This window comes from Nitrospira sp. BLG_1, assembly GCF_047338595.1.
Lineage (GTDB): Bacteria > Nitrospirota > Nitrospiria > Nitrospirales > Nitrospiraceae > Nitrospira_D.
Window position 1 is genome coordinate 1 of sequence record NZ_JBLFBO010000041.1, and the last position, 22,980, is coordinate 22,980.

22 protein-coding genes, 1 tRNA gene and 1 pseudogene are annotated in these 22,980 nt (G+C 54.4%); 4 read left to right on the forward strand and 20 right to left on the reverse strand.

The window, feature by feature from the left end; all coding sequences use genetic code 11:
• Window positions 1-455: 455 nt before the first annotated feature.
• Both ACMTNU_RS17315 and ACMTNU_RS17320 read right to left on the reverse strand, forming a co-directional pair.
• Complete coding sequence (locus ACMTNU_RS17315; protein WP_413936551.1) at window positions 456-881, reverse strand: DUF6908 domain-containing protein; 426 nt, start codon at window positions 879-881, stop codon at window positions 456-458.
• Window positions 882-897: 16 nt separating this feature from the next.
• Window positions 898-1,188: a hypothetical protein gene (locus ACMTNU_RS17320; RefSeq protein ID WP_413936552.1), complete on the reverse strand. Its 291-nt coding sequence runs from the start codon at window positions 1,186-1,188 to the stop codon at window positions 898-900.
• A gap of 166 nt (window positions 1,189-1,354) precedes the next feature.
• Between ACMTNU_RS17320 and ACMTNU_RS17325 the strand changes: the two genes are divergently transcribed.
• A complete protein-coding gene (locus ACMTNU_RS17325; protein ID WP_413936553.1) occupies window positions 1,355-1,618 on the forward strand; it encodes a hypothetical protein in 264 nt (87 codons plus the stop codon).
• 133 nt (window positions 1,619-1,751) lie between these two features.
• On the opposite strand, the gene ACMTNU_RS17330 is transcribed toward ACMTNU_RS17325, so the two are convergent.
• Window positions 1,752-2,168: a type II toxin-antitoxin system VapC family toxin gene (locus ACMTNU_RS17330; RefSeq protein ID WP_413936554.1), complete on the reverse strand. Its 417-nt coding sequence runs from the start codon at window positions 2,166-2,168 to the stop codon at window positions 1,752-1,754.
• 1 nt (window position 2,169) lies between these two features.
• Complete coding sequence (locus ACMTNU_RS17335; protein WP_413936555.1) at window positions 2,170-2,370, reverse strand: hypothetical protein; 201 nt, start codon at window positions 2,368-2,370, stop codon at window positions 2,170-2,172.
• A 520-nt stretch (window positions 2,371-2,890) separates the two neighbouring features.
• On the opposite strand from ACMTNU_RS17335, the gene ACMTNU_RS17340 reads away from it, so the two are divergent.
• Window positions 2,891-3,211: a helix-turn-helix domain-containing protein gene (locus ACMTNU_RS17340; RefSeq protein ID WP_413936556.1), complete on the forward strand. Its 321-nt coding sequence runs from the start codon at window positions 2,891-2,893 to the stop codon at window positions 3,209-3,211.
• A 304-nt stretch (window positions 3,212-3,515) separates the two neighbouring features.
• Window positions 3,516-4,331, forward strand: a pseudogene (gene xerC, locus ACMTNU_RS17345) (tyrosine recombinase XerC); the annotation flags it as partial.
• Window positions 4,332-4,560: 229 nt separating this feature from the next.
• Here xerC and ACMTNU_RS17350 read toward each other — a convergent pair.
• Together ACMTNU_RS17350 and ACMTNU_RS17355 are read right to left on the reverse strand one after the other, a co-directional pair.
• A tRNA-Thr gene (locus tag ACMTNU_RS17350) sits at window positions 4,561-4,636 on the reverse strand.
• A 102-nt stretch (window positions 4,637-4,738) separates the two neighbouring features.
• Window positions 4,739-6,745 (reverse strand): hypothetical protein, encoded by a 2,007-nt coding sequence (locus tag ACMTNU_RS17355; RefSeq protein WP_413936557.1) that lies wholly within the window; start codon window positions 6,743-6,745, stop codon window positions 4,739-4,741.
• Between the two features lie 117 nt (window positions 6,746-6,862).
• Between ACMTNU_RS17355 and ubiA the strand changes: the two genes are divergently transcribed.
• Entirely contained in the window at window positions 6,863-7,756 is an 894-nt protein-coding gene (ubiA, locus tag ACMTNU_RS17360; RefSeq protein ID WP_413936558.1) for a 4-hydroxybenzoate octaprenyltransferase, read from the forward strand.
• Between the two features lie 112 nt (window positions 7,757-7,868).
• Here ubiA and ACMTNU_RS17365 read toward each other — a convergent pair whose 3' ends face one another.
• The 14 genes from ACMTNU_RS17365 to hpnH all read right to left on the reverse strand — a co-directional run bounded on the left by ACMTNU_RS17365 (window position 7,869) and on the right by hpnH (window position 22,346).
• Window positions 7,869-8,894: a c-type cytochrome gene (locus tag ACMTNU_RS17365; protein WP_413936559.1), complete on the reverse strand. Its 1,026-nt coding sequence runs from the start codon at window positions 8,892-8,894 to the stop codon at window positions 7,869-7,871.
• Window positions 8,891-9,724, reverse strand: a complete 834-nt coding sequence (locus tag ACMTNU_RS17370; RefSeq protein WP_413936560.1) for an ethylbenzene dehydrogenase-related protein — start codon at window positions 9,722-9,724, stop codon at window positions 8,891-8,893. The genes ACMTNU_RS17365 and ACMTNU_RS17370 overlap by 4 nt, the downstream gene beginning before the upstream one ends.
• 52 nt (window positions 9,725-9,776) lie before the next feature.
• Entirely contained in the window at window positions 9,777-10,493 is a 717-nt protein-coding gene (locus ACMTNU_RS17375) for a c-type cytochrome (protein ID WP_086425212.1), read from the reverse strand.
• Between the two features lie 216 nt (window positions 10,494-10,709).
• Window positions 10,710-11,387 (reverse strand): c-type cytochrome, encoded by a 678-nt coding sequence (locus tag ACMTNU_RS17380; protein ID WP_413936561.1) that lies wholly within the window; start codon window positions 11,385-11,387, stop codon window positions 10,710-10,712.
• A 38-nt stretch (window positions 11,388-11,425) separates the two neighbouring features.
• A complete protein-coding gene (locus ACMTNU_RS17385; protein ID WP_413936562.1) occupies window positions 11,426-13,276 on the reverse strand; it encodes a cytochrome ubiquinol oxidase subunit I in 1,851 nt (616 codons plus the stop codon).
• A 16-nt stretch (window positions 13,277-13,292) separates the two neighbouring features.
• Window positions 13,293-14,288 carry a hypothetical protein gene (locus tag ACMTNU_RS17390; protein WP_413936563.1) on the reverse strand — a complete coding sequence of 332 codons (996 nt, stop codon included), beginning with the start codon at window positions 14,286-14,288 and terminating at the stop codon, window positions 13,293-13,295.
• 24 nt (window positions 14,289-14,312) lie between these two features.
• Window positions 14,313-15,434 carry a cytochrome b gene (locus ACMTNU_RS17395; protein ID WP_413936564.1) on the reverse strand — a complete coding sequence of 374 codons (1,122 nt, stop codon included), beginning with the start codon at window positions 15,432-15,434 and terminating at the stop codon, window positions 14,313-14,315.
• A gap of 18 nt (window positions 15,435-15,452) precedes the next feature.
• A complete protein-coding gene (locus ACMTNU_RS17400) occupies window positions 15,453-16,388 on the reverse strand; it encodes a ubiquinol-cytochrome c reductase iron-sulfur subunit (RefSeq protein ID WP_413936565.1) in 936 nt (311 codons plus the stop codon).
• Window positions 16,388-17,197 (reverse strand): c-type cytochrome, encoded by an 810-nt coding sequence (locus ACMTNU_RS17405; RefSeq protein WP_413936566.1) that lies wholly within the window; start codon window positions 17,195-17,197, stop codon window positions 16,388-16,390. The genes ACMTNU_RS17400 and ACMTNU_RS17405 overlap by 1 nt, the downstream gene beginning before the upstream one ends.
• A 39-nt stretch (window positions 17,198-17,236) precedes the next feature.
• The gene (locus tag ACMTNU_RS17410) at window positions 17,237-18,949 is read right to left on the reverse strand and encodes a cytochrome ubiquinol oxidase subunit I (protein WP_413936567.1); all 1,713 of its coding nucleotides are present in this window, start codon (window positions 18,947-18,949) and stop codon (window positions 17,237-17,239) included.
• Between the two features lie 379 nt (window positions 18,950-19,328).
• Entirely contained in the window at window positions 19,329-19,679 is a 351-nt protein-coding gene (locus ACMTNU_RS17415) for a c-type cytochrome (RefSeq protein WP_413936568.1), read from the reverse strand.
• Between the two features lie 198 nt (window positions 19,680-19,877).
• Window positions 19,878-20,411 (reverse strand): hypothetical protein, encoded by a 534-nt coding sequence (locus ACMTNU_RS17420; RefSeq protein WP_413936569.1) that lies wholly within the window; start codon window positions 20,409-20,411, stop codon window positions 19,878-19,880.
• Window positions 20,412-20,871: 460 nt separating this feature from the next.
• On the reverse strand, window positions 20,872-21,264 hold the full coding sequence (locus ACMTNU_RS17425) for a hypothetical protein (RefSeq protein ID WP_413936570.1): 393 nt from the start codon (window positions 21,262-21,264) through the stop codon (window positions 20,872-20,874).
• Between the two features lie 65 nt (window positions 21,265-21,329).
• On the reverse strand, window positions 21,330-22,346 hold the full coding sequence (hpnH, locus tag ACMTNU_RS17430; protein ID WP_413936571.1) for an adenosyl-hopene transferase HpnH: 1,017 nt from the start codon (window positions 22,344-22,346) through the stop codon (window positions 21,330-21,332).
• Window positions 22,347-22,980 lie beyond the last annotated feature (634 nt).

Below are 22,980 nucleotides of genomic sequence, written 5' to 3' on the forward strand. Positions count from 1 at the left end.
TGACCGCCCTCGCGTTTCTTGTGTTGCTGCTGAAAAGATTATGAACAGGCTCTTACACAACCCTTTCGGTCAGCTCTAAAACCGGCGAAAGGCCCCTCGAACCGCTCGGCTAATCCTCTTGGATAAAACCATCCGTGGGACCCGTCTGGAGGACCAGCAACAGCGCCATTTTCCAACAGACTGCCTCCTCCACTTGATCAGTCAGGGAAGACGTTCCTGAATAAGAAAGAAGAGGTGGGAACAGTCCCTCCCGCCCCACCCCTGCCTTCGGAGTCATTCTCCACCACGAGCGGGATGATCGAGAGAACGAGAGGACCCCCAGGCCTGGACAGTCATGGCCGGTAAGAAGACGGCTCTCGTATCTACATAGCACGAGGTCTTCAGACACCAGATGGGACTCACCGGGAACGGGGTATGATATGATCACATCTTACCCCCTGAATGGATCGACGAGATTACGGGGACAGGTCCTTTCGAACCGCGGTGGGAGCAAAAAAGCCCTGCTCTCGGAGCGTGGCAAACCAGGCCCGGGCAAACTCCTTCAAGTCCTGCTTCAGTGAGGACACGACGTGGGTACGTCTGCCCGTCTCGTCATACCGATACACTTCTTGCGAAAGCCCCAGGTAGTCGTTCCTGAAGGATACCGGTTCGGCTGCCGCGCCGTCGGACAGATCAGTGACCAGAAACACCAGATCGCAATCACGCATCAGATCGCCGTTCTGTTCACCATACTGACAGAGGGACACCAACCGGTGCCCGTCTCTACTGGTTCCAATCTCCTCGACAGAAAGTGGCATGTAGCCGGGGACTGTGATCCGCACCGCGCGTGCGCCGGCGAGGAACTCGTTAAGAAGTTTCGCGCATTCCAAGTATGTTTCCATCGCTTATCTCCTTTCCTCAGATGCAGGAAGCCCCCAGTGCGAGGGCCGGAGGCTTCCCGTGACGGTCAGCGGTCCGCCCCCTCCGCGATCCAGCGTGTCGCCTGTTGGCGACGACGATCAGCGCATCAAGGTCTGCGACTCCGAAGGAGTCGGAATTCTTCCAGACTCCATCCTGCCCCTTGTACGAGCGGGCCACGGTCACGTTGTAGAACGGACCGTTCATGCCCTCGTTCTTCCAGACGCTCGCCTTGATGCGGCTGCATCGCAGCGTGATGACCGGCGTGGGTTTCTTGTCTTGAGGTGCCATTGTGTTGTCTCCTTAAGTTAGAGTTGATGTTTGCCTCTCACGAGGCAGTGGAGGCCACACAGCGACGACAAAGGAGACAGAGAGGCTGTCGCTACCTGGCGGGCCGGGGGGCGCGAAGCGGAGGAATGACCGCAAACGACGACGCGGATGTTCGCGGCGTGCGGGCATGATCGACGCAGCCCGATGGCGAAAAGCCAGGGCGACGGCCGGATCACACAGGCACCGGACCAGAAACCACAAGCTGGTCCCGCTCATCACCAGCACGGTATGGCAGAACAGATTCAACGGACGAGGCGAGACGGTCCTGTTCAGAGAGACCGAAGCGACCGAACCCATTCGCCATGGTGGAAGAGAGTCAACGAGCCAGCTTCGAGTCGGTCTACAGCTTGAGGCGGTCGCTGGCCACCAGGCGACCATGCGCTCGGCTTGATGGTTGCTGAACGCGGTGGAATGCTGAACGGCTCTCGCCAGGTTGCCGGGGGCACATCACCATTGTCGTGAAAGAAGGGGGCCAGAATCAGAGAGAAGCGGCGTCCGAAACGATCGGACAATCTCGGCAACGCTTAGACCAGACTGAGTTTGAAGGGACGGATGGACTGAATGGCGAGAAAGTCCCGTTGATTCTGCGTGACGACGGTTCCCCCCACGGCACGGGCCGACAGCGCAATAAGGACGTCGTTGGTGAGTGAATGAGCCTGTCGAAGACGGTATCCATGGACGGCTTGAAGCTGCCGTAAGACTCCACCGGCATCTTCGTAGACCTCCGCAGACGGAACGAGCAGCCGACCCAGCTTCCGAAAGGTTCTGAACAGGTCGTGCAGACGGGTCCGATCTCGAACAGCATGGGCCCCGGCTAACAGCTCCATCATGACCACGGTACTCATCATTTTAACCGCGTCAGATTGAAACAGAAGCGGCTCGTGCGCACCCGTGTTAAACCAGTCGATGTAGAGGTTGGTGTCAAGAATGAGGCGCCGCATCTCAGCGAAAGGCTTTTCGCAGCTGCATGCGACCCTTTGCCCGCTTCAACGGTTGGTCGAGCGTGTGCTCCTCCACCACTAGTGCGAGGGCGCGATCGATGGCTTCGGTCTCCGTTTTGGCACCCAGCACGGTCTTCGCGCGCGTGAGCTTTGCTTGATCGAGTTGGAGATGCTTGTGTCGGGTTGCAGCGCTATGTCTCACGATTCCTCCCCGGCTCGCCGATGATGTACATAATATTATCAGGCATGAACATATTCAGTCAATGCAGCAGGCGATGTCCCCAGATGCCACGCAAATCCGCACACCAACCTCTTCTCGACATCGTGTTGCGCCCCTCACCTAAGCGGGGGCGCAACAGAATCTCCCACTCTGTGGCCACGCACGACTGCAAGTGTGACATCGATCGAGATGGCGCGGTTGCTACGGGCGTGTCATACCCCTTGATGGGCGACGGCGGTTCTCTTGGCACGGTCGAGCCGCGTTGCGCGACACGACGGTGCCAGACTCTACCCGGCACGGCGGCTCCAGACGCGGTGCCTCAGCAGAATCTCATCCGACACTCCACCTTTCTGCCGCCTCCCCTACTTTTTCGGTATGGTGTTAAATTCTGAACCCTCTCATAAGTGCCACGGTGCTACATGCCTTCTGCGGCTTCTGTGTTACGCAAAAAGGCATGACGACAACGATTGCCGAGCCACTGAGGTAACGCGGAGGCGAGATCATGACACCACCGAGCCTTGATCAATTGATTCAGGATCCTGCAAAGGCTGCTATCCTGCCACCGGAGATCGCGCAGATGCTGTTGATCGGACTCGCCTCGATTCAGCCGTTGCTGGTTCAGCGGGCGCTGATGGGCCCATCAGACAAAGCAGTCGAAGAAGATCTGCTCACGATCGACCAAGTCGCAGCAAGGCTGAAGCTCAGTCAATATCGCGCTTACGAATTGTGTCGTCAGGGAGAGCTGAAGGCCATTCGACTGGGAAAATCGGTGCGGGTGAAACCGTCCGATTTGCACGCGTATGTGGCCCAACATGGCGGTTGAAACTAGCAGTATACGAATCGTATCCTCTCCCTCTGAACGAGACGGCCTTTTGGTGAGGACGCCATCAATTGGCGATCCGAGAACCAATGGCACATGTGATTCAATATCTGTAGCCTGCAACAACTGGTGACGTATGGCTTGTGTGCGAAAACGGCGCGGCAAATATGTGGTGGACTGGCGCGATGGGGCCGGAGTCCGACATTGGAAATCTTTCGATAAGAAAGGTGATGCCGACACCTTCCGCGATCAGGTCGGCCAGGAAGCCCGCCAACGAGTCACACCGACTATTCCGGTGTCCAGTACCATGACAGAGTACACGGAGCACTGGAAGCGGTTGATCGACCGGACGGTGAAAGCGCGCACATTGGCCCGTTATAGCGAGATACTGACGCTGCACGTGCTTCCCAAATTCGGGAAGCTGCGGGTTCGGGACCTCACCCGTGGGCAACTTAAGCTTTTCTTGACGGAGAAGTCGTCCTTGGGCCTTCAGAAACGGACCATCCGCAACATTCAGGCCGTGATCCGCGTGATGCTCAACGCGGCGATTGAAGATGGACTGATCGCTGCCAACCCTGCTGCGAACCTGGGACGGGCGCTGAAGCTCACGATTTCCAAGACGACACGCCAAGAAGAAATTAAGGCGATGACCAAGGTGCAGCGGCAACACTTTCTGGCTACGGTCTTGCAGCGCGCTCCACGCTACTATCCTCTCTTCTTCGTGTTGGCCGGGACCGGAGAGCGATTGGGGGAGGCCTTGGCGCTTCAAGATGGTGATCTCGACCTGAACGCCCAGACGATCCGCATCGCCCGTGCCTTCTCAGAAGACGGAACCCTTGAGACTCCGAAGAGCGGCCATGGTCGAACCGTGGATCTCTCACAGGCCCTCACCGCGGTACTCGCTCGCCATCTCATGACCCTGAAACAAGATCGGCTGAAATACGGCTGGACAGATCAGGCACCCTGGCTGTTTGTGACGAAAAATGGGACTCCGTTAGATCCTGCCAATGTGCGTCGCGCGATGGCCAGCGTGCTAAAGCACGCCAAGCTTCCGCTCCACTTCACCCCCCATTGTCTCAGGCACACCTACGCCTCAATCCTGTTGTCCGAGGGTGTCCCAGCCCCTTACGTTCAAGAGCAATTGGGACACGCAACGATTGAATTAACGGTGAGCACCTATGGGAGATGGCTGAAGAAGAAAGCACCCGGTGCATTGGATCGCCTCGACGCAATCCCGACTCAATCAGAGAGGATGGTAGCACGTGGTAGCAAAGTGGTAGCAGAAGGGGTGTATTCACAGAACCCCCAGACCGGAGAGGTTCTGCAACTACCTGAAATTCCATGGAAGAGGATGGAGCCGGCGACCCGGATTGAACGGGCGACCTGCGGTTTACGAAACCGCTGCTCTACCAACTGAGCTACGCCGGCACCTTGGTGAGTCTGGAAGATGACCTGACAGGAAAGTATTCGGGCATGATAACGACCACCAGCGTGGCTGTCAATTGCAGTCTGTCCTGCCGGCACAGCCCATCACGGCCCAACCTGCATGAAGGCGGGCGGCGGCGTTGAGACACCAGCGGAAGATTCCGGTGCATTCGGAATGGGCGCGGGTTTTGGATTATTCCCTCGGGCGATGGGATAGACCCGAGCCATGCCTCCACGACCGACCTGCGGCAAGCAGAGAGGCTCCTGTTTGCTTCTCACTTGGTCGCGAGTGACCTGGATGACCTGGCTTTTCGCATAGGTGCAGAGTTCCCCTGCCGTCACGATACTATCCCGATTGAGATCCGCCACCCCCTGTAGTCCCCTCAGGAGATAGTAAGTGAATAACCCGTGTTTGCTATGATCGTGCGCTTGGGCTTCCTGTAATTTCCGGTTGCCCACCATCCACATCTCAATATCTTTTCTCGCCTCACTGAACCCTGACTCCCAATCTGGTTTGGGAATTACGGCAAGATCGGCACCGGGAGCAGGATCCAACGAAACATCGAAGAAGAGCACCGCCCGGCGAATCGGAAGTCGTTGGATCGCCTCCTGCAGTTGCCGGATGGGATAGACTCCGGTTGGGCCGGCTGGCACCCCATCATAGGCCATCAACGACACGGCCCCGCTTACGCCGTCAACCAGAGCACGACCGGAAAAAAATACATAGAGGTCGGTGGCTGCATCCGCTTTTTTTCGTAACCACCTTTCAAACGTCTCCTCTAAATCACCCAGCTGGGCTTGGCGATCGAGCAGCACTCGCATCCGTTCACGCGGCACATTCCCGATCGCGTGAACATATTCCGCCATCACCGCCGCATCGTGGCTGGCATGGCTGACCACCGGTACCTGCTCGTCGCGAAAACGTCCGACACCGATCGTCACGATCACGGCTTTCGGCTCTTTAAACGCCGTGAGTGTGTTTGGCAACTGATCAACATCCTGAATCGTCATACTATCAGGCTGCTTGGGCTTCGCTCCAAACGCAAAGATCTTGGGAGGCGGCACAAGGCCCAACGGACTTCCGGACTTTAGGCTCAGCGAGAGCTCTCCGTGCCCGGTTGATTCGATTGCTGTGACATGGTTGGTGAGCGTCGTTCGTCTGACTTCTCCCGGCTGAAGCGTCCCGACCACCACCTCACCCGGAAAGACACCGGCGAGCTCATCCTTCCCTTCCACCACTACGGCGACATCCTTGGCCTCGACCGTCCCTTCATTCTTGACCTCGACTTCGATTGTCAGGGATTCGTCAGGGTCCAGAAACTGGTCACGGTTTTCATCACGAATAATCGCTCGAAAATTGACGTGCGCGGGCTGAACGAGTTCGGAAGGAACCGTCTGGACAGGCTGAGTCAGTTCCGGGGCAGCAGGAGGCGGCACTGCGGTAGTTCCAACGATCGGGGGTACTGGTTCAGATCTAAACTGACCGGCGATCGGCTTCCACGTGTCTTTCATCGCCGCGTAGTCTTGTATCTGGGATGAGAGTGCCATCTGCTTTGCCAACCCGTCAGCCGCCGAGTCGATGGCCTCCTGGAGAATTGCTTCTAACCCACTAAGGACACAAGACTGTTCAGCAACAGCGACTGTCCCACGGCCAACTCCATCCAGTTTCTTACTGAAGAGTACCGTCCCATTACGAGCCAAGAAGACCATTTCCATTCCCACAGTCGCCGTGGCCGGATAGGTGCCATGTCCTTGAGATGGAATGGCAAGGTTGATCCGTCTGACGCCGACTCCGACTTCAATCGCCCCATCCGAGGCGAGGGGCTCCTCAGTGTGATTCGGTGTGGTCACCTGGTTGAACGCGTTGTTCAATTGTTTTGGAATAGACGTGACCAGTAGATCAGCCAGCGCCATCGTCTTCTTTTCACCGCAGGGGGTATCGTACGACAGCTCAGCGGCAGTGACGCTGGGCGAAAACCAAACGGCTGGGGTGAGAGGAATCCGTTGAGGGATCACGGTCGGCGGCGTGCGGGTAAAAACAGAGCAGCCTACAACGAGGAGGATGAGGCCTGCTATGCTGCCGCAGCTGGCTAGACCACCCCATAACTTCACACACTGGATCTGAGGACTTTGAAGAGTTTTCACAGGGTGGTTATACAGACTTCATCGTGGCGTCACAACCGGTCAAGGGCCGTTGACAGCCAATTTCCGCTGGGCTAAGGTCGCAGAATGTCCGCTCCAGCAGCTTCCTCATCGGCGACTTCTTCTGTCACTCCTTGGTCTGCTCTTGCCAGATTGATCCGTTTACCGAACCAAACCGGCACCTATCTGTTGCTCTTGCCCACCTTGTGGGCCTTGGTCCTCGCAGCGCGAGGGATCCCGCCCTTGAAGCTACTCGTGGTTTTTATCGGTGGCGCATTCGTCATGCGCAGCGCCGGTGTCATCATGAACGATTTGGCCGATCAGGCCTTCGATCGACAAGTGACCCGCACCAAGAGCCGCCCACTGGCATCCGGAGAATTGTCCCGCCGGCAAGCCTATTTGCTGCTCAGTCTGTTGCTGGTGGTTGCGGCTGGCCTGCTGCTTGCGCTCCCCCCATTTGTTGCCTGGCTCTCCCCCATTGCCGTGGTCTTGGCGGCTTTGTATCCCTTCATGAAACGATGGATCCATATCCCTCAGGCTATGCTAGGGATTGCATTTGGCTGGGGAGCCATCATGGCCTGGGCTGCGGTCCGAGAGCACATAGAACTCTCTGCTTGGCTTCTCTTTAGCGCCACCGCCGTGTGGGCCATCGCCTACGACACGATCTATGCCGTACAAGACTTAGAAGATGATCGGAGAGTGGGGGTCAAATCCGCTGCACTCTACCTCGGCTCATCACTCCACCGCGGGGTAGGCCTTGCGCTTTCGACCATGCTGGTCCTGTTCACCATCACCGGATGGCTTAACCAGCTGCAATGGCCTTTCTACTGTACGCTGGTGGGTGTGGGACTCTTTTTCATGAACCAGGTGAGACTCTTACAACAACCAGTCTCGCCGACCGACGCGTTCGCCATGTTTCGGAGTCATATTTGGGCCGGCGTCGCGCTCCTTTTTGGATTGCTGGTAGGTGTATCAGCCTAACAGAAGACCAGGTTCCGGATCATGATGACCAGGGCTAGGATTCCTCAAGGGCGGACGTACGCTAGTACCCAGAAGTCCACATCCTGACGAGCTGGCTAGTGTCCACAGCCTGCTAAGGCTTCTCGACCGGCTTCACAACGGTCGGCTCCTCCTTCGGAGCTCGGAGCGAGGATACATAGATGGTGACGGCCTTTGCATCCGCATCATTGAGCCCCAAGGCTGGCATACGAGTATGTGCATCCATGGCCTGCGGATTCTTCAACCAGCGATAGATCCATGTGGCATTCAGCCGAAACCCAGCCCGATCAAGCGCAGGACCAATTTTCCCGCCTTCGCCTGCCAAATTATGACACCCGTTACACCCATACTTGTTTTCGTAGAGCTGTTTCCCGCGGTCGACCAGTTTTGCCGTTTCCGCTGGCTTGACAGTCAAGTCCGGCCTGGGAACACTCACCCCTTTGCCCGGTCTGGTCGAGAAATTATTCAGTGCAATCTGCGCGACATCCATTTCCTTCTTCGCCTGCACCATTGCGGCTTGTTCAGCTGCATAGGCAGACTCATCGACATCCACATCTTTCTTCAGTTGCTCACTCTTTCGCTCAGCTTCGTCACTGGCTTTCTTTTCCGCCGTCTCATAGGCCTGCTTTGCTTGCTCGAACTTGGTCTGTGCGGTCTTCAGTCCTTCTTCGAGCGAGGTCTTGCGTGCCGCGACATTAAACTCCATCTTCATGCCATGCAATGTGCGGACATGACCGACGATCGCCCACACCTCATCCTCCGACAGCGTATACTTGAACGTGGGCATGGTCGGTACCGCAAAATCATCGTCTCCAATCGGATCGCCGCCTTCTTCAGTCGTGTCCAACATGTCGCGTGAGATGGTTGCGAAGAGCTCCTCATCCTTGAACGTCCCCATCTCAGACTTATTCGACAGATCCTTTGGTTTTGGATCCGGCATCGATGACCAATTAAAGCCTTCGTTCTGCTTACCGCTTTCACCATGACAATCACTGCAGTAGTGGGCATAGAGCTCATGACCTCGCTTCTCTTGCTCGTTGGCGCACCCCCCAGCGAGCAACACCGCGCCGCCGATCATTCCTACCGCGAATCCAATGACACCCAGCCGTGCCGCCTTCATGCTGACTGTCCTTTCTTGAGTTTTCGGATCAGGACAAACTGAAATCCCAAAGCCAATGCGGCAGCAATCGCTGCATACATATAGCCGGAATAATCCGGCGGGGCATCGGCTCGGAAATACCACCAGGATGAGACAGCCTTTTGTGATCCCTTCTCGACCAGGTCTCCGGCGCCATCTTTTCGACCATCCCAGACCGCAAAGGCGATACTGATGAATTGGCCCGGTGTAATTTGGACATCCTCTTCCGCATGGCCAGTCGACAAATCGCGTGAAAACACGACCTTCCAGGTCCCGTTCGAGTAGACGCCCTTCGCTTTCACATCCTGATGCTCTTGCGCCTTCAAGGTACCGAAGCCTTTCGCATTCATATCAACGGCCTTGGCCGTCTTGTTCTTCCAGAACCAGATATTGACCGGGCCGCCCTCAACCTGCAGCATCGGCTGACCATGGGCAAAGTGTGCTTTCTTATCACCCACCATGAACTCAAGCGCGGCTGCATCGTCCGGATCCTGAGTCGGGTCGGCATATTCAACAAGCACAGCCACTTGTTTCCCGTCGTGTAGGGCACGCACGATCACATCCTTCACCGTCACTTCCTGAATACGATTCTGCCAATGTACTTGTGGGGACATGGGGAACGTGGCAGGCGGCGCACTGCTCCAGGCTGCCGCGTTTGGATCATCCACGGGAACTCCCCCTGTCATCAGCGTGGCTCGAACTGAGACGCTCTCTTGGGCAGAGCCAATCGTTACTCCCCCAATCATGATAGCCGTGAGCACGCCGATTCCAACACGCAGAACCTGTCCTCTAATCTGATTCGCCGGTTTCATGCTGCCCTCATTCTCCCTAGACACCTATGTCCATCCACACTCTATGGTTCCCCTATTCCCAGGTTCGTGGGGACTGGTGGGCTCCGTCATACTCTCCCATGATAATCTTCCAAATCCATTCATCAGGTAACTCGACTTCCCAGCGAGGCATTGCAGACTTCCATGGTGCCCCTTCGATCGGAAGGCCGACACCGCCTTTTTTAATTCGCCAGAAAAGATAACTTTCTTGCAACATGGCAATCGTCGTAGGGTCGGCAAAATTGGCCGGTGCTGGAATATACCCACGAGCAGCGGGTCCCTTTCCATCAAAGTTTCCGCCATGACAAGGTGAGCAATAGGCAGCATAAAAGCCCTTGCCCTGCATAATATTTTCGGGAGTCTTGGGAACGGGGTTTGAGAGGCCCGTGTATTCCCCTGGCGGCGCCGGATGAATCGTCCGGCTTTCCGTCGGGGGAAGATCGCTTACCGCCGTACTCCCGTAGGTCTGCCACCCCACCAACAACGGAAAGAGGATGAAGACACCATAGCGCAGCGCTTGGAGACCACCGATGTTCTCGCCGGTCAGAAACCGTTGGATCGGTCCCCAGAAGGCATCCTTCGACTCGCCACTGAGCGTTTCAAAAATCACGATCCCGGACGCTGTCAGGAGAAGATACAGAAAAATCAAGCTGGAGGGCAGTGGGGCGGATCCTGGTATATTCGGCAATACAAATTTCAGAAACGCGTACATGCCCACCATGAGAATGATCGGCTTCCCTAGCGCCCCCATACATTCCTCCCTACCAGAATGGTGAAAAATCCTACCAGCGTCGTTCTTACATCGCTCAGAGATCCACCGTACGACCCCCAAGTATGCTTTGCCTCATCGCTCGCTGTGGCTTTGCTGAACAGCCTTTTTAACCATCCTGCTACCCCACACAATTTGCTTTGAGACATTGTACGTTCCATGGATCCAAGCAGATCAAACCAGCTTTCGATAACCTTACTAGCGCACCTGGGCCATGGCTACAGAAGCAGCACCAGCTGACTTCACGGGAGCAGACGGCGTTTTACCAGGAATTTCAAGTTCTGAGACGCTGACGGAGATCGGCTCACCGCTCATTTGTTGCAAAAACGCGATAATCGCTAAAATTTCATTCTTCGAGAGCCCGATTGGATCCTTATTGATCGCAGGCATTGTGGCTGGATATTCCTTCGGCACACCACCATGCCGATAATCCTGATACACGAATGCTTGCGGATCCGTCAGACTTTCATAGAGAAAATCCTTGCTAAGCTTGGCACCAATGCCCTTCAAATCCGGGCATCGAGCGGATTCGCTGGGTCCGATTGAATGGCACAGAGCGCATTGACCTTTACTGAAAAAGACCGTCTGTCCGATTGCGGCAATATCGGTCGGCGTTTTGATGCTGCTGATATCGATTTTCTCTTCGGCCGGTGGCAGGGAGGCTAGCTGGGGTACTGCCAGGGACATCAACGAAAATAGTCCCAATACGATGAAGACAAAGCCCGTGACCCGAATAAAGACGGCCTTGATGAAGAGAAGGATGAGTATTCCAACCCCTACAATCGACAGTGCGATCAGCTGTAATTGTGCAACTTCGCTCATATGCCCTCTAATTTGTAGTGCTGAATCACCGGTGTTGAGCTCTTCTTCCTTCACTCAACACGTACAATCCAAAACGCACAACTCTCTTCAGTCTATTGCCGCTCTTCTGGTGCGCCCCCGGCCATGGCGGGAATGCCATGTGGAAGCTCTCCTTTTCCAGTTCCGGCTGCCGCTTTGTATTTATCACCCATGGTCGCGACCCAGAAGATAAACGCGACGAGGATGCAAAAGAAAAACGTACAGAACGCCATAATCAATGAGGCGCTGCCCAGTGCCGGCGAATACGCATAGGGCGACGTATCACGCATGACGCCATACACATGCCAATGGACTCTGGAAGACGACCGGGCATAGCCCATCAACGTCATCAGCAAAATCACCATAACGGCGTTGAGCACCAGCGCATACCCGGCGCGAGGGGGCATGCTGCCCCATACCATTTCCGTCGTCGTCTTGGCACTCTTGAGCAAGAGCGCCGTCAACGGCGTAATCGTCAGAATAACAAACCCGACGATCGCCACTTGGGACGTTGAGAAATAGTTGATACGGACGATCGCCGGTACAAAATAGCCCCATACGCCGAGGACGATGACGGCCAGGCTGGCTAACACCAGGACGGCACCCATCACCGCCTTTCCCAGCTTTGCCCATCCTGCTGTATCTTGTTTTCCTGCCCGCCAATACATGACGAAACTCATGAACGTAATGAGAATCATGAGGTTGGACACCGTCATCTTAGCCGACATGACGCCCAGCACTCCGAGTAGAGGGTGGTGTGCACCGCCCATTTTTTGTGCTTCTTCGATGCTGGCGACGAGTGAATGTGGTGTCATCCAAACGGCAAGACAAAGCAGTAAACTGATGAGCATCATCAACATGGCTCGTCGATACTTCGCCTCCGAGCCGGGAATACGGTAGGTGATTCCCAGCCAAAAGTAATAGTTGGACCCAAGGAACAGGACGCCGATCAGCATGGCCTGGATGATAAAGAGCCATGACAAAAATCCACCCATCAGGGTAATGCCCATCTGCTGGTTGTATTGATAGATTTCTCGCATGAGCCAGTAGCCGGCGAATGGCAGAGCCAGGAGCCCGAACACTCCGATAAAGTTACCGACGTAGCCCATCCAGTCGTAATGCTCTCGATCTTCGGTGCTCTTCACCGACAAGTAGCGGACCCCGGCATAGGCACCGCAGATATACCCACCTAGCACCACATTGGCGATCAAACGATGAATATTGATCGGCCACCAGGTTGGGTTCCATGTCGCGGCCCAGGCACGTTCGAACGCCGTCCCGTCAGCGATCACGACCGGGCTTGACTGGAATGTCGCCCACGCATTCGGCACAATCATGATGAATAGGGCGAAGAAATTCAGCAAGAACCCGAGGAACACGTGGAGGGTTTTCTTCCGGCCATATTGCATGGCATCCCAGCCGTACCAATACAGATAGAGCGTCGCGGTTTCAAAGAGAAAGAGCAGACAGTACAGGAGGAAAGACGGGAAAAAGACGTCCGTCAGGTAATTCATGAGCTTCGGATAGAAGGCGACCAAGAGGAATAGAAGAATCCCGCCGAACAATGCAGTGGTGGCATAGGCCGAAGTCAGAAGCTTGGTAAACTCCTTGGCCAGTTTGTCGTACCGCTTTTCGCCTCCCCTCCATGCAATGACTTCACACAGCCAGGCAAAAATTGGCACACCCAGCACGAAACCCGCGAGCAGGAGGTGAAGCTGAGCAACAATCCATACAAGATTCCTACTACCGATGTAGGGAATGTCCCTGTACTCAGTCGGCCCGGCAGTGGCTCCCTCGGCCGCAAACCCCATTGAAGGGAGGAGAAACCAACCGGCCGTGAACAAGAGACCGAGAAGCCATCGCTCTTGACCACGCATGGCCCGGAGAGCCCGTTGAACTGTTTCGACCTCCTGTATGGCACTCACCACATCACCTCGCAAGTTACGGTTTCGAATTGTCAGAGGAGACTGCCCCTGCCGGCTTCCCCTTACCCTTCTCTTTTTGCCCTTTGGTTTCCGATTTCTGTTTTTCCATCGCCTCAACTTGTGCAGCCACTGCCGCAAGCCGTTGAGTGTTCTTATTCAAGGCATCGACTGGTTTATACACCGGCTCTGCCTGAACTTCCGGTTTCGCACAACACTCATGAGGATGAGGAGTTGTCACAGGAAGAATGGTCCAGAAGACAAGCGAGAACACGACTCCGGCTCCGGCCAGCGAGACCAACAGCAGCCCTTGGTCGTTCGGCACACGCATCAAATCCCAGCGGGTAACGAGTCCCTGATAGTTTTCAGGTGCCTGACGACAATCCTCCGCAATACGCCGAATGGCTTGACCTAGGACGGACACTCCGATCACCGACAGGATGAAGAGAACAGCCGAAGAAATCGACCCCCATACCGTCAGTTCAAGACCGATACGTTCTGCAACCGGCAATCCCGTGTCGTAGATATGCCGCAGGGCTTCCATATCCGCGAGTGAATGCGAAGCGCTAATGGCCGTCTCTGTTACTTTACTGACGATTCCCCACAGAATCGGCATGATCAATGTGCCGATAAGGGCGGTCCTCCACCAGATGGCAAATCCAAGCCCGTCGTGAGGAGGCTCTTTCTTCAGGCGCTCCAGAAAGAAGGTTCGACCGACGAGACCAAGCGCCCAGATATCGATAGGAATAGAGGCTCCGAAGATGAGTGGAAGGCCGATCCCCTCACCAAAATGAGTGTCATAGATCGCCATGATCGCCGGGGCTGCAAACACAGTAACGGGACTGGCGAGCAACATGAGGAATGCAAGCCCGAATCTTCCCTCGAAATGGACGAGCCCCAGGGTCATGGCCATCACAGCAAACACGGCTTTGATAGGAATACCGGTCCAGCAGGCCGACCAGAGGATGCCGAATCCGATCTTTGTAGGGGACATTGACTCGCGTTCTTCAGCCATATGCTCAGTTCGTATGAATTGTCGTTAGTCTAGGAACTCTCGATTAATCACGGCCGCCACTGTAAAGAGTGCAATCACAACCATAATCACAATCCAGACAATCAGCGCAATCGGTCGCTTGAAAATATTCCGCTCAGGATCCTTATCGAAAAATGGAAGCGCGACCATCAGCCCCATAAATAGAACCGGCAGTGCAACCGCTCCCATAAACTGGCCAAACTGCCCAGCGAAGAGCTTCAGTCGCAATAACTGGAAGTAGAATAAAAAGTACCATTCCGGCTCTGGATGGTACTCCCCTGGATCAGGAGTCGCCTTGTCAAGCAGCACAACGGGTTCCCAAAGAGCCAAGGCACAAAGGCCGACGAAGACAAACGCCATCCCGACGATGTCTTTCCAAATTTGGCGGGGGAAGAAATAATCGGTTTTTGCCTGGATTTCTTCCTTTGTCCCCTTAAAGGGACCGGCCGGAGCGGCCACACGAAACAAGAAGATGTGGAGCCCTGCCAACGCCATCAACGCCGCAGGGAGAATCATGACATGGAGTACAAAGAAGCGACTCAAGGTCATCTGTCCAGGACTTGCACCGCCCTTTAGAAACCTTGCGATAAAATCGCCGACGATGGGTGTCTTATCCAAGATTTCAACACCCACAAGCGTCGCCCAGAATGCGCGTTGATCCCAGGGCAGGAGATATCCGGTAAAACCGAAGGTAATCACAATCCCAAAGAGAGCGAGCCCGACTAACCAGAGAAGCTCTCGAGGCTTTTTGTACGCCCCCCAGAGAAAGACCTGTGACATATGCGCAAACACACAGACGACCATGGCGCTGGAGCCCCAAAAATGGTAGCTGAGCAAAAACCAGCCGTAGTCGACGTCGTGGATAATATACTGTGTGCTATCGTACGCGTGGTCCGCAGTCGGCACATAGTAGAACATGAGCATGGTGCCTGTGACCGCTTGCATGGCAAAGATGAACAACAAGATCGAACCGAACACGTAGGCCCAACGCGAGCCTCCCGGAATCGGCTCATTGAGCATCTTCGCCTGCATTTCCTTGAGCCCAAGCCGTTCATCGAGAAAGGCGAGAACCTTTTCACTGGTGCTGGGCTGATGATCAGGGATCACGGCAGGCGATGAGTGTTTCATATCCATGATGCTACGCGCTCACACAATCCGAATTTGTGACTTCGTGCCGGCCTTAAATTCCATATCGATGATCTCAACCTCGCCGGAAGGCGAGACCTTCACCGGCAAGGCATCCAATCCACGGGGCGCCGGTCCATCAAGAACTTTCCCCCCCGCATCATAGATACTCAAATGACAAGGGCAGAGAAAGACCTGGCCTAAAGCCTTATGCTGGCGCCATTTGAAGCCACAGCCCAGATGGGGGCACTTACCGGAAAATGCGATATAGGGAACATCTTTTTTATTGGTCCAGATGGCCTTCCCCTTGGCATCGTGGAATTCGACATCTTTACCCTGATACACCCTCTCCAGCAGGTCGGGGGTCGCCCGGAGTACCCAGACGTTCTTCTCGACTTCATACTCGGGCATGTACGCCTCTTTGACCTGCTTCTTATATTTAAATTGCGTCCCGACATCCTCTTGCTTAATTTTGCTGACGTTACCGACCTTGAGCCAGGCGTTGTCAAAATCTGCATACATAGGCTTCATCAAAAAGCGAAGGATAGGGTAGGCAAGAGGGAGTCCGATCAGAAACCCAATGACATGGGTAAAGTTCATGAAAAATGTTCGACGCTTGACGTTCTTCTCCAGATCAGGAAGAGGGACCAACACCTCGCCGGGAGTGACATGGATATTGTCTTCCAGATGGGAGATCTCCACTTCGTGCGTCGTGACATAATCTTCGCGTTTGAAGGGAGGCAACGCCAAGATATCCGCAGAAGGAGCCCGTAGCTGTACTGCGTCCTCCGTGACGTCCTGGACCTGGGTCATCATGATCTGCCGCTCTCCACTGCCGTTCATAGAGACAACGATATGACTGATTTCATGGGACAGCGGATCGAGCACTACCCTGGTGATTTCCCCGATATCGTGATCCGTACACCGGACCTTGGATTTCAATTTTGGTTGCAGCATTACTTTTTCTTGATTGGCTTGGGAGTATTGATTGCAGTGTTCTTGAAGGAACCTAACCAGGTGGCCAGCGCCAGCATTTCTTTCGGATCCATGAGATCTTTAAATTTATCGGGCATAATGCCCTTTTGCCATTCCTTGTCATACCCTTCAGCCATAAAGCTCTTCGGGTCAGCAATTTTTTGCTGAATCTCCTCGACTGTCAACAGGGTTCCGATGTTATCCAACTCAGGCCCACGCTTCTTGCCTCCCTCTCCCCTCAATTTGTGACAGTTGTAACATTCCTGCAACTGCCACTGCTCCTCACCGATTTTCATGATGTCACCGGAAGCGCCACCCCCTGCCGGAGCAGGCTTTTCTCCAGCGGGAGCAACTTGAACCGCTGCCACTGCCTGTCCACCTCCGATACCCTTGAGGCGATCTTCCAATGCTTTCACCTGCGCATCGAGAGCCTTGGCACGAGCGATCAGCTCTTCCGTCTTCCCCTGGGCCGACTGCTTTCGCTCCTTATCGAGAAGTTTGCCGATCTTAGCCTTTTCATCCTCAGGATCGAACTGCGGCAAGAATGATGCACCGGCCACGCACACCGAGATAAGAAAGACCCAGAACACGGTCACGGTGAGGAAGGACATCCCTCCGCTCATCACGTTCATGGTCTTTGCGTCAAGGAGCGCAAAAATACCGGCTCCGATCACCGAGATAACGAAGAATAAGACCTGAAAGCTCACCGGCACTTCTTGCGAATTTGCAATGGCAACCAATCCGCCGCCGACTACTAATCCAACTGCTAGCTTTTTGAATAAGTTCCACATGTGATTTCTCGCTGCCTCAGTAGACACTCCATAAAGTGATTACTTGACCGGAACAGGGACTGGATTCCCCTCCGGCTCTTTGGCCGGCACCACGGACGGTCGAATGGCAATCAGAGCTGCAACTGTCACAACAGCGATAAAAAATACCGTGATCGCAGTAATCCATCCAGCTGAATATGAAAGCGTGGGGGTAAACGATTCCGCGCTGAGATCCGATACCAGACTGTAGGTATGGAAGTACTTCTTCAAGAGCGAGCGCACGGCACCCATCAATCCCATAATCCATGTGGAGGTGAACGCCAGGAAGATCAAGACGAATTGAGCGGCGAAGTCAATCTTCCCCCAAAGGATGGTCCCTTGCTTAATGGCACGATTGTACAAGACAAAATTGACAATCGTCACAAATACCAACGTCAAGATGGCTGAGAGCTTTGCCGGCATCGACGACAAATAATCCCACCCTTCCGGCAATTTCATCTCATCGGGCATATCCGTCCCCGTAGCGACAAAGCCAGCAGGAGTGAGCCAGACCGCGTCACTGATGAGCATGACGATAAACCCGATCTTGATGACTGTCCTCGCGGAAACCGTTACCGGAATAAAACGCCCAAGGAGGAACGGGGAGAGCGTCAGAGGCAGGAGGAACGCCAGCGACATTGGGTCCGGAATCCACCAGCTGTTCATCACCCACATCGTCACAGGGAGCAAGGCGATCAAGACAATGGGCGTCAAGATGCTCATCCGAACATTATCGGCACCCTCAATACGCTTGACACTCAGCCAGCTATAGTAATTGATTCCCAGAAAGAGCAGCCCGATCATGATCCCCTGCATCTCAAAGAACATGGACAGCTGATCGGCCATCATGTACGGGCAAAACGAGAAATCGTAATCACACATCTCATAGGCCAACAAAAGCCCTGTGAATGGCTGCAATAGCGATCCACCGACCGCGATCCAAATCGCGACAAATCCCATCCAATCATAATACGCCCGCTCCTCCTTCGTCTTGGCCGCCATGTACATATACGCGGCGATCATGCCGGCAATGAAGCCACCAAATGCTACATTGCCGTCGATTCGATGGAGACTGAGCGGAAACCAACTTTGATTGGCAATCTTATCCCACAAGGTCGCCGCAGCGATGAAGTCTTGCGGCGAGACACCTTCGGCCTTCGGTGGAGTGTTCATGAACGATGTGGGTCCGTTGATCACGAACAGAATCAGCAAGCATACCAGGTTGAGAAGAACACCCAGTGCAATATGGCGCCCCTTCTTCTCGCCTTTCCAAATGTCCCATGTATAGAGATAGGCATACATGAGGATCGTCTCCGCGATGAACAAGGCCGGGTACAGAATCGCAAAGACCACATAGAATTGATTGATAAAGGACGTCGTGAACTGCGGATAGGCGGCAAGGAGAACAAAGATAAACAATCCCCCTGTCACCGCCGTCATGCTAAAAAGAATCACCGTCACCTTGGTCACTTCTTTTGCAAGACGATCGTATCGAGGATCTTGTTTCCGATAGCCCAACCATTCAGAGATCACCACGAAGATCGGAGCCCCGAGAATGAAGGCTGCAAACAAGATGTGCAGCTGCGCAACGATCCACACGGCGGTTCTGTTTCCAGTGTACGGGAAGTCCACAGAAGACGCTCCAGCCTCCTGGGCGAATACGTCTGAAACACCTAGACCGCACAACAACGCCAACAGAGTGAGAGCCAGGAGACTGCTCGAATGTGTTTTCACGGTGCCTCGATGCCCCCTATCCTTGTATATAGAAGAACCCAACACTGAGGAGCCTATGACTCACGATCGCCCCTGCCATTTGCAAACTATCATAATTTCTACAACGCCGGAGACCCACAGGATCAGCACCTACCATCGAATGAACTGGATCGCCCAGAAACCACGAATGCCGACCCACATAGTTCAAAAAGTTCACCCAAAAACCGACGGGAGTATCATCACATTCGTCGGTGATGAAGGAATAAGTGCCCCTGAATATTTTTCAAAAACCACTAAGACTTCTCACCTCGCTTGAGCGGCAACGAGAAAAACCATCACTCTATCGCGCTGCAACACACGGAAGCCTGTGATAAACACAAGATCTTTCAGCGGCCGAGCGTCACTTGACGTCCGCATCAATCCATTGACTCTTTTCCACACTCCACACTTTTCCAGAAAGTCCAAAACTTCGTTCAAACAACACAAGCTTCCATCGATCATCATCCGAAAGCTTACTTTTCCAGCCCTTCATTTTGGTATTCGGCACACCCTCGGAAATCCGCCAAAACCACACGGCATCCGAATAGAGCTTCATTCGCTCGGGATTTCTAAAATCTGTGGCCCCCGCTTTGACCGGTTTCCCATCTTTTCCATGACAGCTTGCACAATTGACATCCGGATTTGCTTCGCCCACGAAAAGCTTGCGCCCTTCTTCGAGCTTCTGCGCGTCCCCCCACCAACTCGCAGGCATGTGTTTCTCCGCGTATTCAGCGGGAGGCGGCGGTGGAGGCACTATCGGCCCTTCCCCCTGGTCACCACCACTACACGCACCCAGCAAGCCCAAGCTCAGAATGATCGAAGTATAGAAAACCGGACACCGCATACAGATGACTATTAACCCCCTAGAGGTCGATCGAGGAATCCAACTCCAATCGACCCTGGACCGCCGTCAGCGATGATCTCGCTTCTTACCTTGCGACTTGCCCTTCGCCTTTCCTCTACCGGAACTAAGCAGCCGCATTCCAATGGCTCCACCAGCCGCCACAAGAGCCGCCCCACCTCCCCACCAAACCCAAGACGGCGAGCTCCCTCCGCTGCATGCAACCCCAAAATCAACCCGGACCTTCCGATCACTTTCAAGATCTTTGGGGTCGAATTCAATTTTCAGATTTTTCTGCTCTCCCCTCGCCTCAATGAGCAGGGGATCACCGAGATTGTCATTATGAAGATGGAACATGGCCTTATAGTAACCATCTCCATTTGTCTTCACGACCTGCCCATAAGAGACTCTGGTATCCTTAACGAGCACGTCAACATTTGAGGCACCGACTCCGCCCTCCCCACAGACATACCCTTCAACCATGAAGCGGTGATCGGCCTCGTGCGTCGCCGAAGTTATGGAAGGAAAACCGGCACTCAGTACCATACAACCTGCAACGACAATCAGCCGTCCCGGCGCGCTTTTGCCAAGCTTCACACTCAATTACGAACTCGTCGCTCCTTGAAAAAAGCATGGACCACTGGAGCCCGAGCGGGCTGCATCGGGGCACGGGTTTCTAGCACAGCAACTGGTCTTTGTCAATGAAAAGACAGGCCTTCCGAGATGGACAAGGACGGCCAGGGCCGTCGGTTGTTAGGATCTAGAATACATGTATAGAAGATGACGTGGGCGAGGATATGAAAACCGATCGGTCTTGTTCGCCTCTCCGTCGGCACCCAACAGGTGAGGCTTCGACGCTTCACGGGGCAAAAGAGCGATCCCTGGCTGCTCTGCCATCCCCCTCGACTCAGGTAGGTTCTACTTTATTCAGTACTCCCCAGGGACGGGGATGATGCGAAGAAAATGCGATGACGAAATCTATTTTGTCCGGATAACCAGGAAAGCTGAGCCGCATCGATCAGGGGTTCCGTCGGTCACGCGCGGCTTCGCTTTTCAGGGTTCGCTAGAGGTAGCCCCGTGTGCGTGCATCCTCTTCGACGCGAGCCGCTTCTGCGCGGCGCTCGGATTCTTTTTTCGACGCCCAGGCCTCCCACGACTTACCGTTTGCCGTATCTTCGCCGGTAAAGGCGATCGAGATGATCGATGCGTAGGGGATAGTGCGAGGGGAGGGATTGTCCTCGGGAAAAAAATCGACGGAGGGATACTCTCCGCTGGCGTGGCGGTTAAAGAGAAACCCGACGATGCGCTCACCCGATGCCAGCTCAAGTGTTACATCGCCACGGTAATCGAAGGCCATCTCAATGGCCTCCGCCTTTTCTTGTTCCGTGGCCGGCGTAAACATACGGCCTTCCAAGGAACCGGATGGACTGGATGAATGGCTCTTGGTATCAGTCATGACAAAGCCCCGTCAAGCGTGCGCAAAGACTCGTGACATGGTTCGAGGAATGACGTGTGACGCAATTATCGCGAGGTGGGCATTAAGGTCAACTTCGCCGTGCGCGCAAAGCCTGACACGGTGCCGAACGTATCACTTACCGCCGAAGCCTCATATCCACAATGGACCATGCATTCGGCGCATTTCTCGTTGGCGCTTGTGCCGTAGTCCTGCCAGGCCGTCGTCTCCATCAACTCGCGGAAACTCTTCGCATACCCTTCCTGCAAGAGGTAACAGGGCTTCTGCCAGCCAAACACATTGTACGTGGGATTCCCCCAGGGCGTGCACTGATACTCTTTCTTACCCATCAGAAAATCCAGGAAGAGTGGCGACTGATTGAACTTCCACGACCCCTTCGGCTGACCGAGAATCTTCGAGAACAGCTCCTTTGTCTTGGCCTTCTTCAGGAAATGTTGTTGATCCGGCGCTTTGTGATAACTATAGCCCGGAGAAATCATCATACCTTCCACGCCGAGCGACATCATCTCATCAAAGAACTGGCGCACCCGATCCGGGTTGGCATCGTCGAACAGCGTGGTGTTCGTCGTCACGCGATGGCCCAGCCTCAGCGCTTCCTTGATCGCCTTGACTGCCACATCGTAGACCCCGTCTCGGCAGACTGCGAGATCGTGCTCCTTCTTCAATCCATCCATATGTACACTGAACGTCAGATACTTCGACGGGGTGAACTCTTTGAGTTTGCGTTCCATCAAGATCGCATTCGTGCAGACATAGAGATAGCGCTTCTGCGCGACCAAGCCCTCAACGATCCGTCCGATTTCTGGATGGATCATTGGCTCCCCTCCTGGGATCGCGACGATCGGCGCACCACATTCCTCAGCTGCGGCCCAGCACTGTTCCGGGGTCAATCGTTTATCGAGCACATGGTCGGGATATTGGATTTTCCCACAGCCGGCACAAGCCAGATTGCAGCGAAACAGTGGTTCCAGCATCAACACCAAGGGATATCGCTTGATCCCCTTCAGCTTATTCGAAAGGACATAACTCGCCACGGTATACATCTGGGAAATCGGAACAGCCATTCCGCTCTCCTTCACCTAACTGATTGTACTTTTAAGAGCCCTATCTATATCTGAACAGCTACATCGTATAGCTGTACTTGGAGGCACAAGAATGTTCGGGATTGTAACATCTCATCTATAGGTCGTCAATTTTCTTATCGACCATAACTACGCGGGAAGTCACCCGATGATTACTTCCCGACTCATTTCCGCCGGCCAGACCTCAGCACGTATTTGCTCGTTGAAGCCTCCTCTCTTGTCAGGGCTTTCCCAGACACTATGGACGAGAACGATGTCCTAGATGAACGCAATGTCGGCAATAGGATTTTTCCCCTGCCTCGGATAGGCATCACAGGAAGGAGTACGAGTAAGAGAATCTATCTTGCGGGTACAAACGCTCAACCTGATTCACTGGCAAAACCGAAGAGCGTCACAGTTTTTTGTTTGGGCAAGCAGCAACGACCAACAAGAAAGCACCCACAGTCAACGGATCAAAGAGAAGAGAAATAGGTGGTAACCCAAAGAACTCTTGAAGAGTGTATTCCATGACTACATGAATGAAGAATGCGGTTCGATGAGCTGGACGACGGAAGCGAGAGATTGGAGGCGCCGAGCGGGTTCGAACCGCTGCATCGCAGTTTTGCAGACTGCTCCC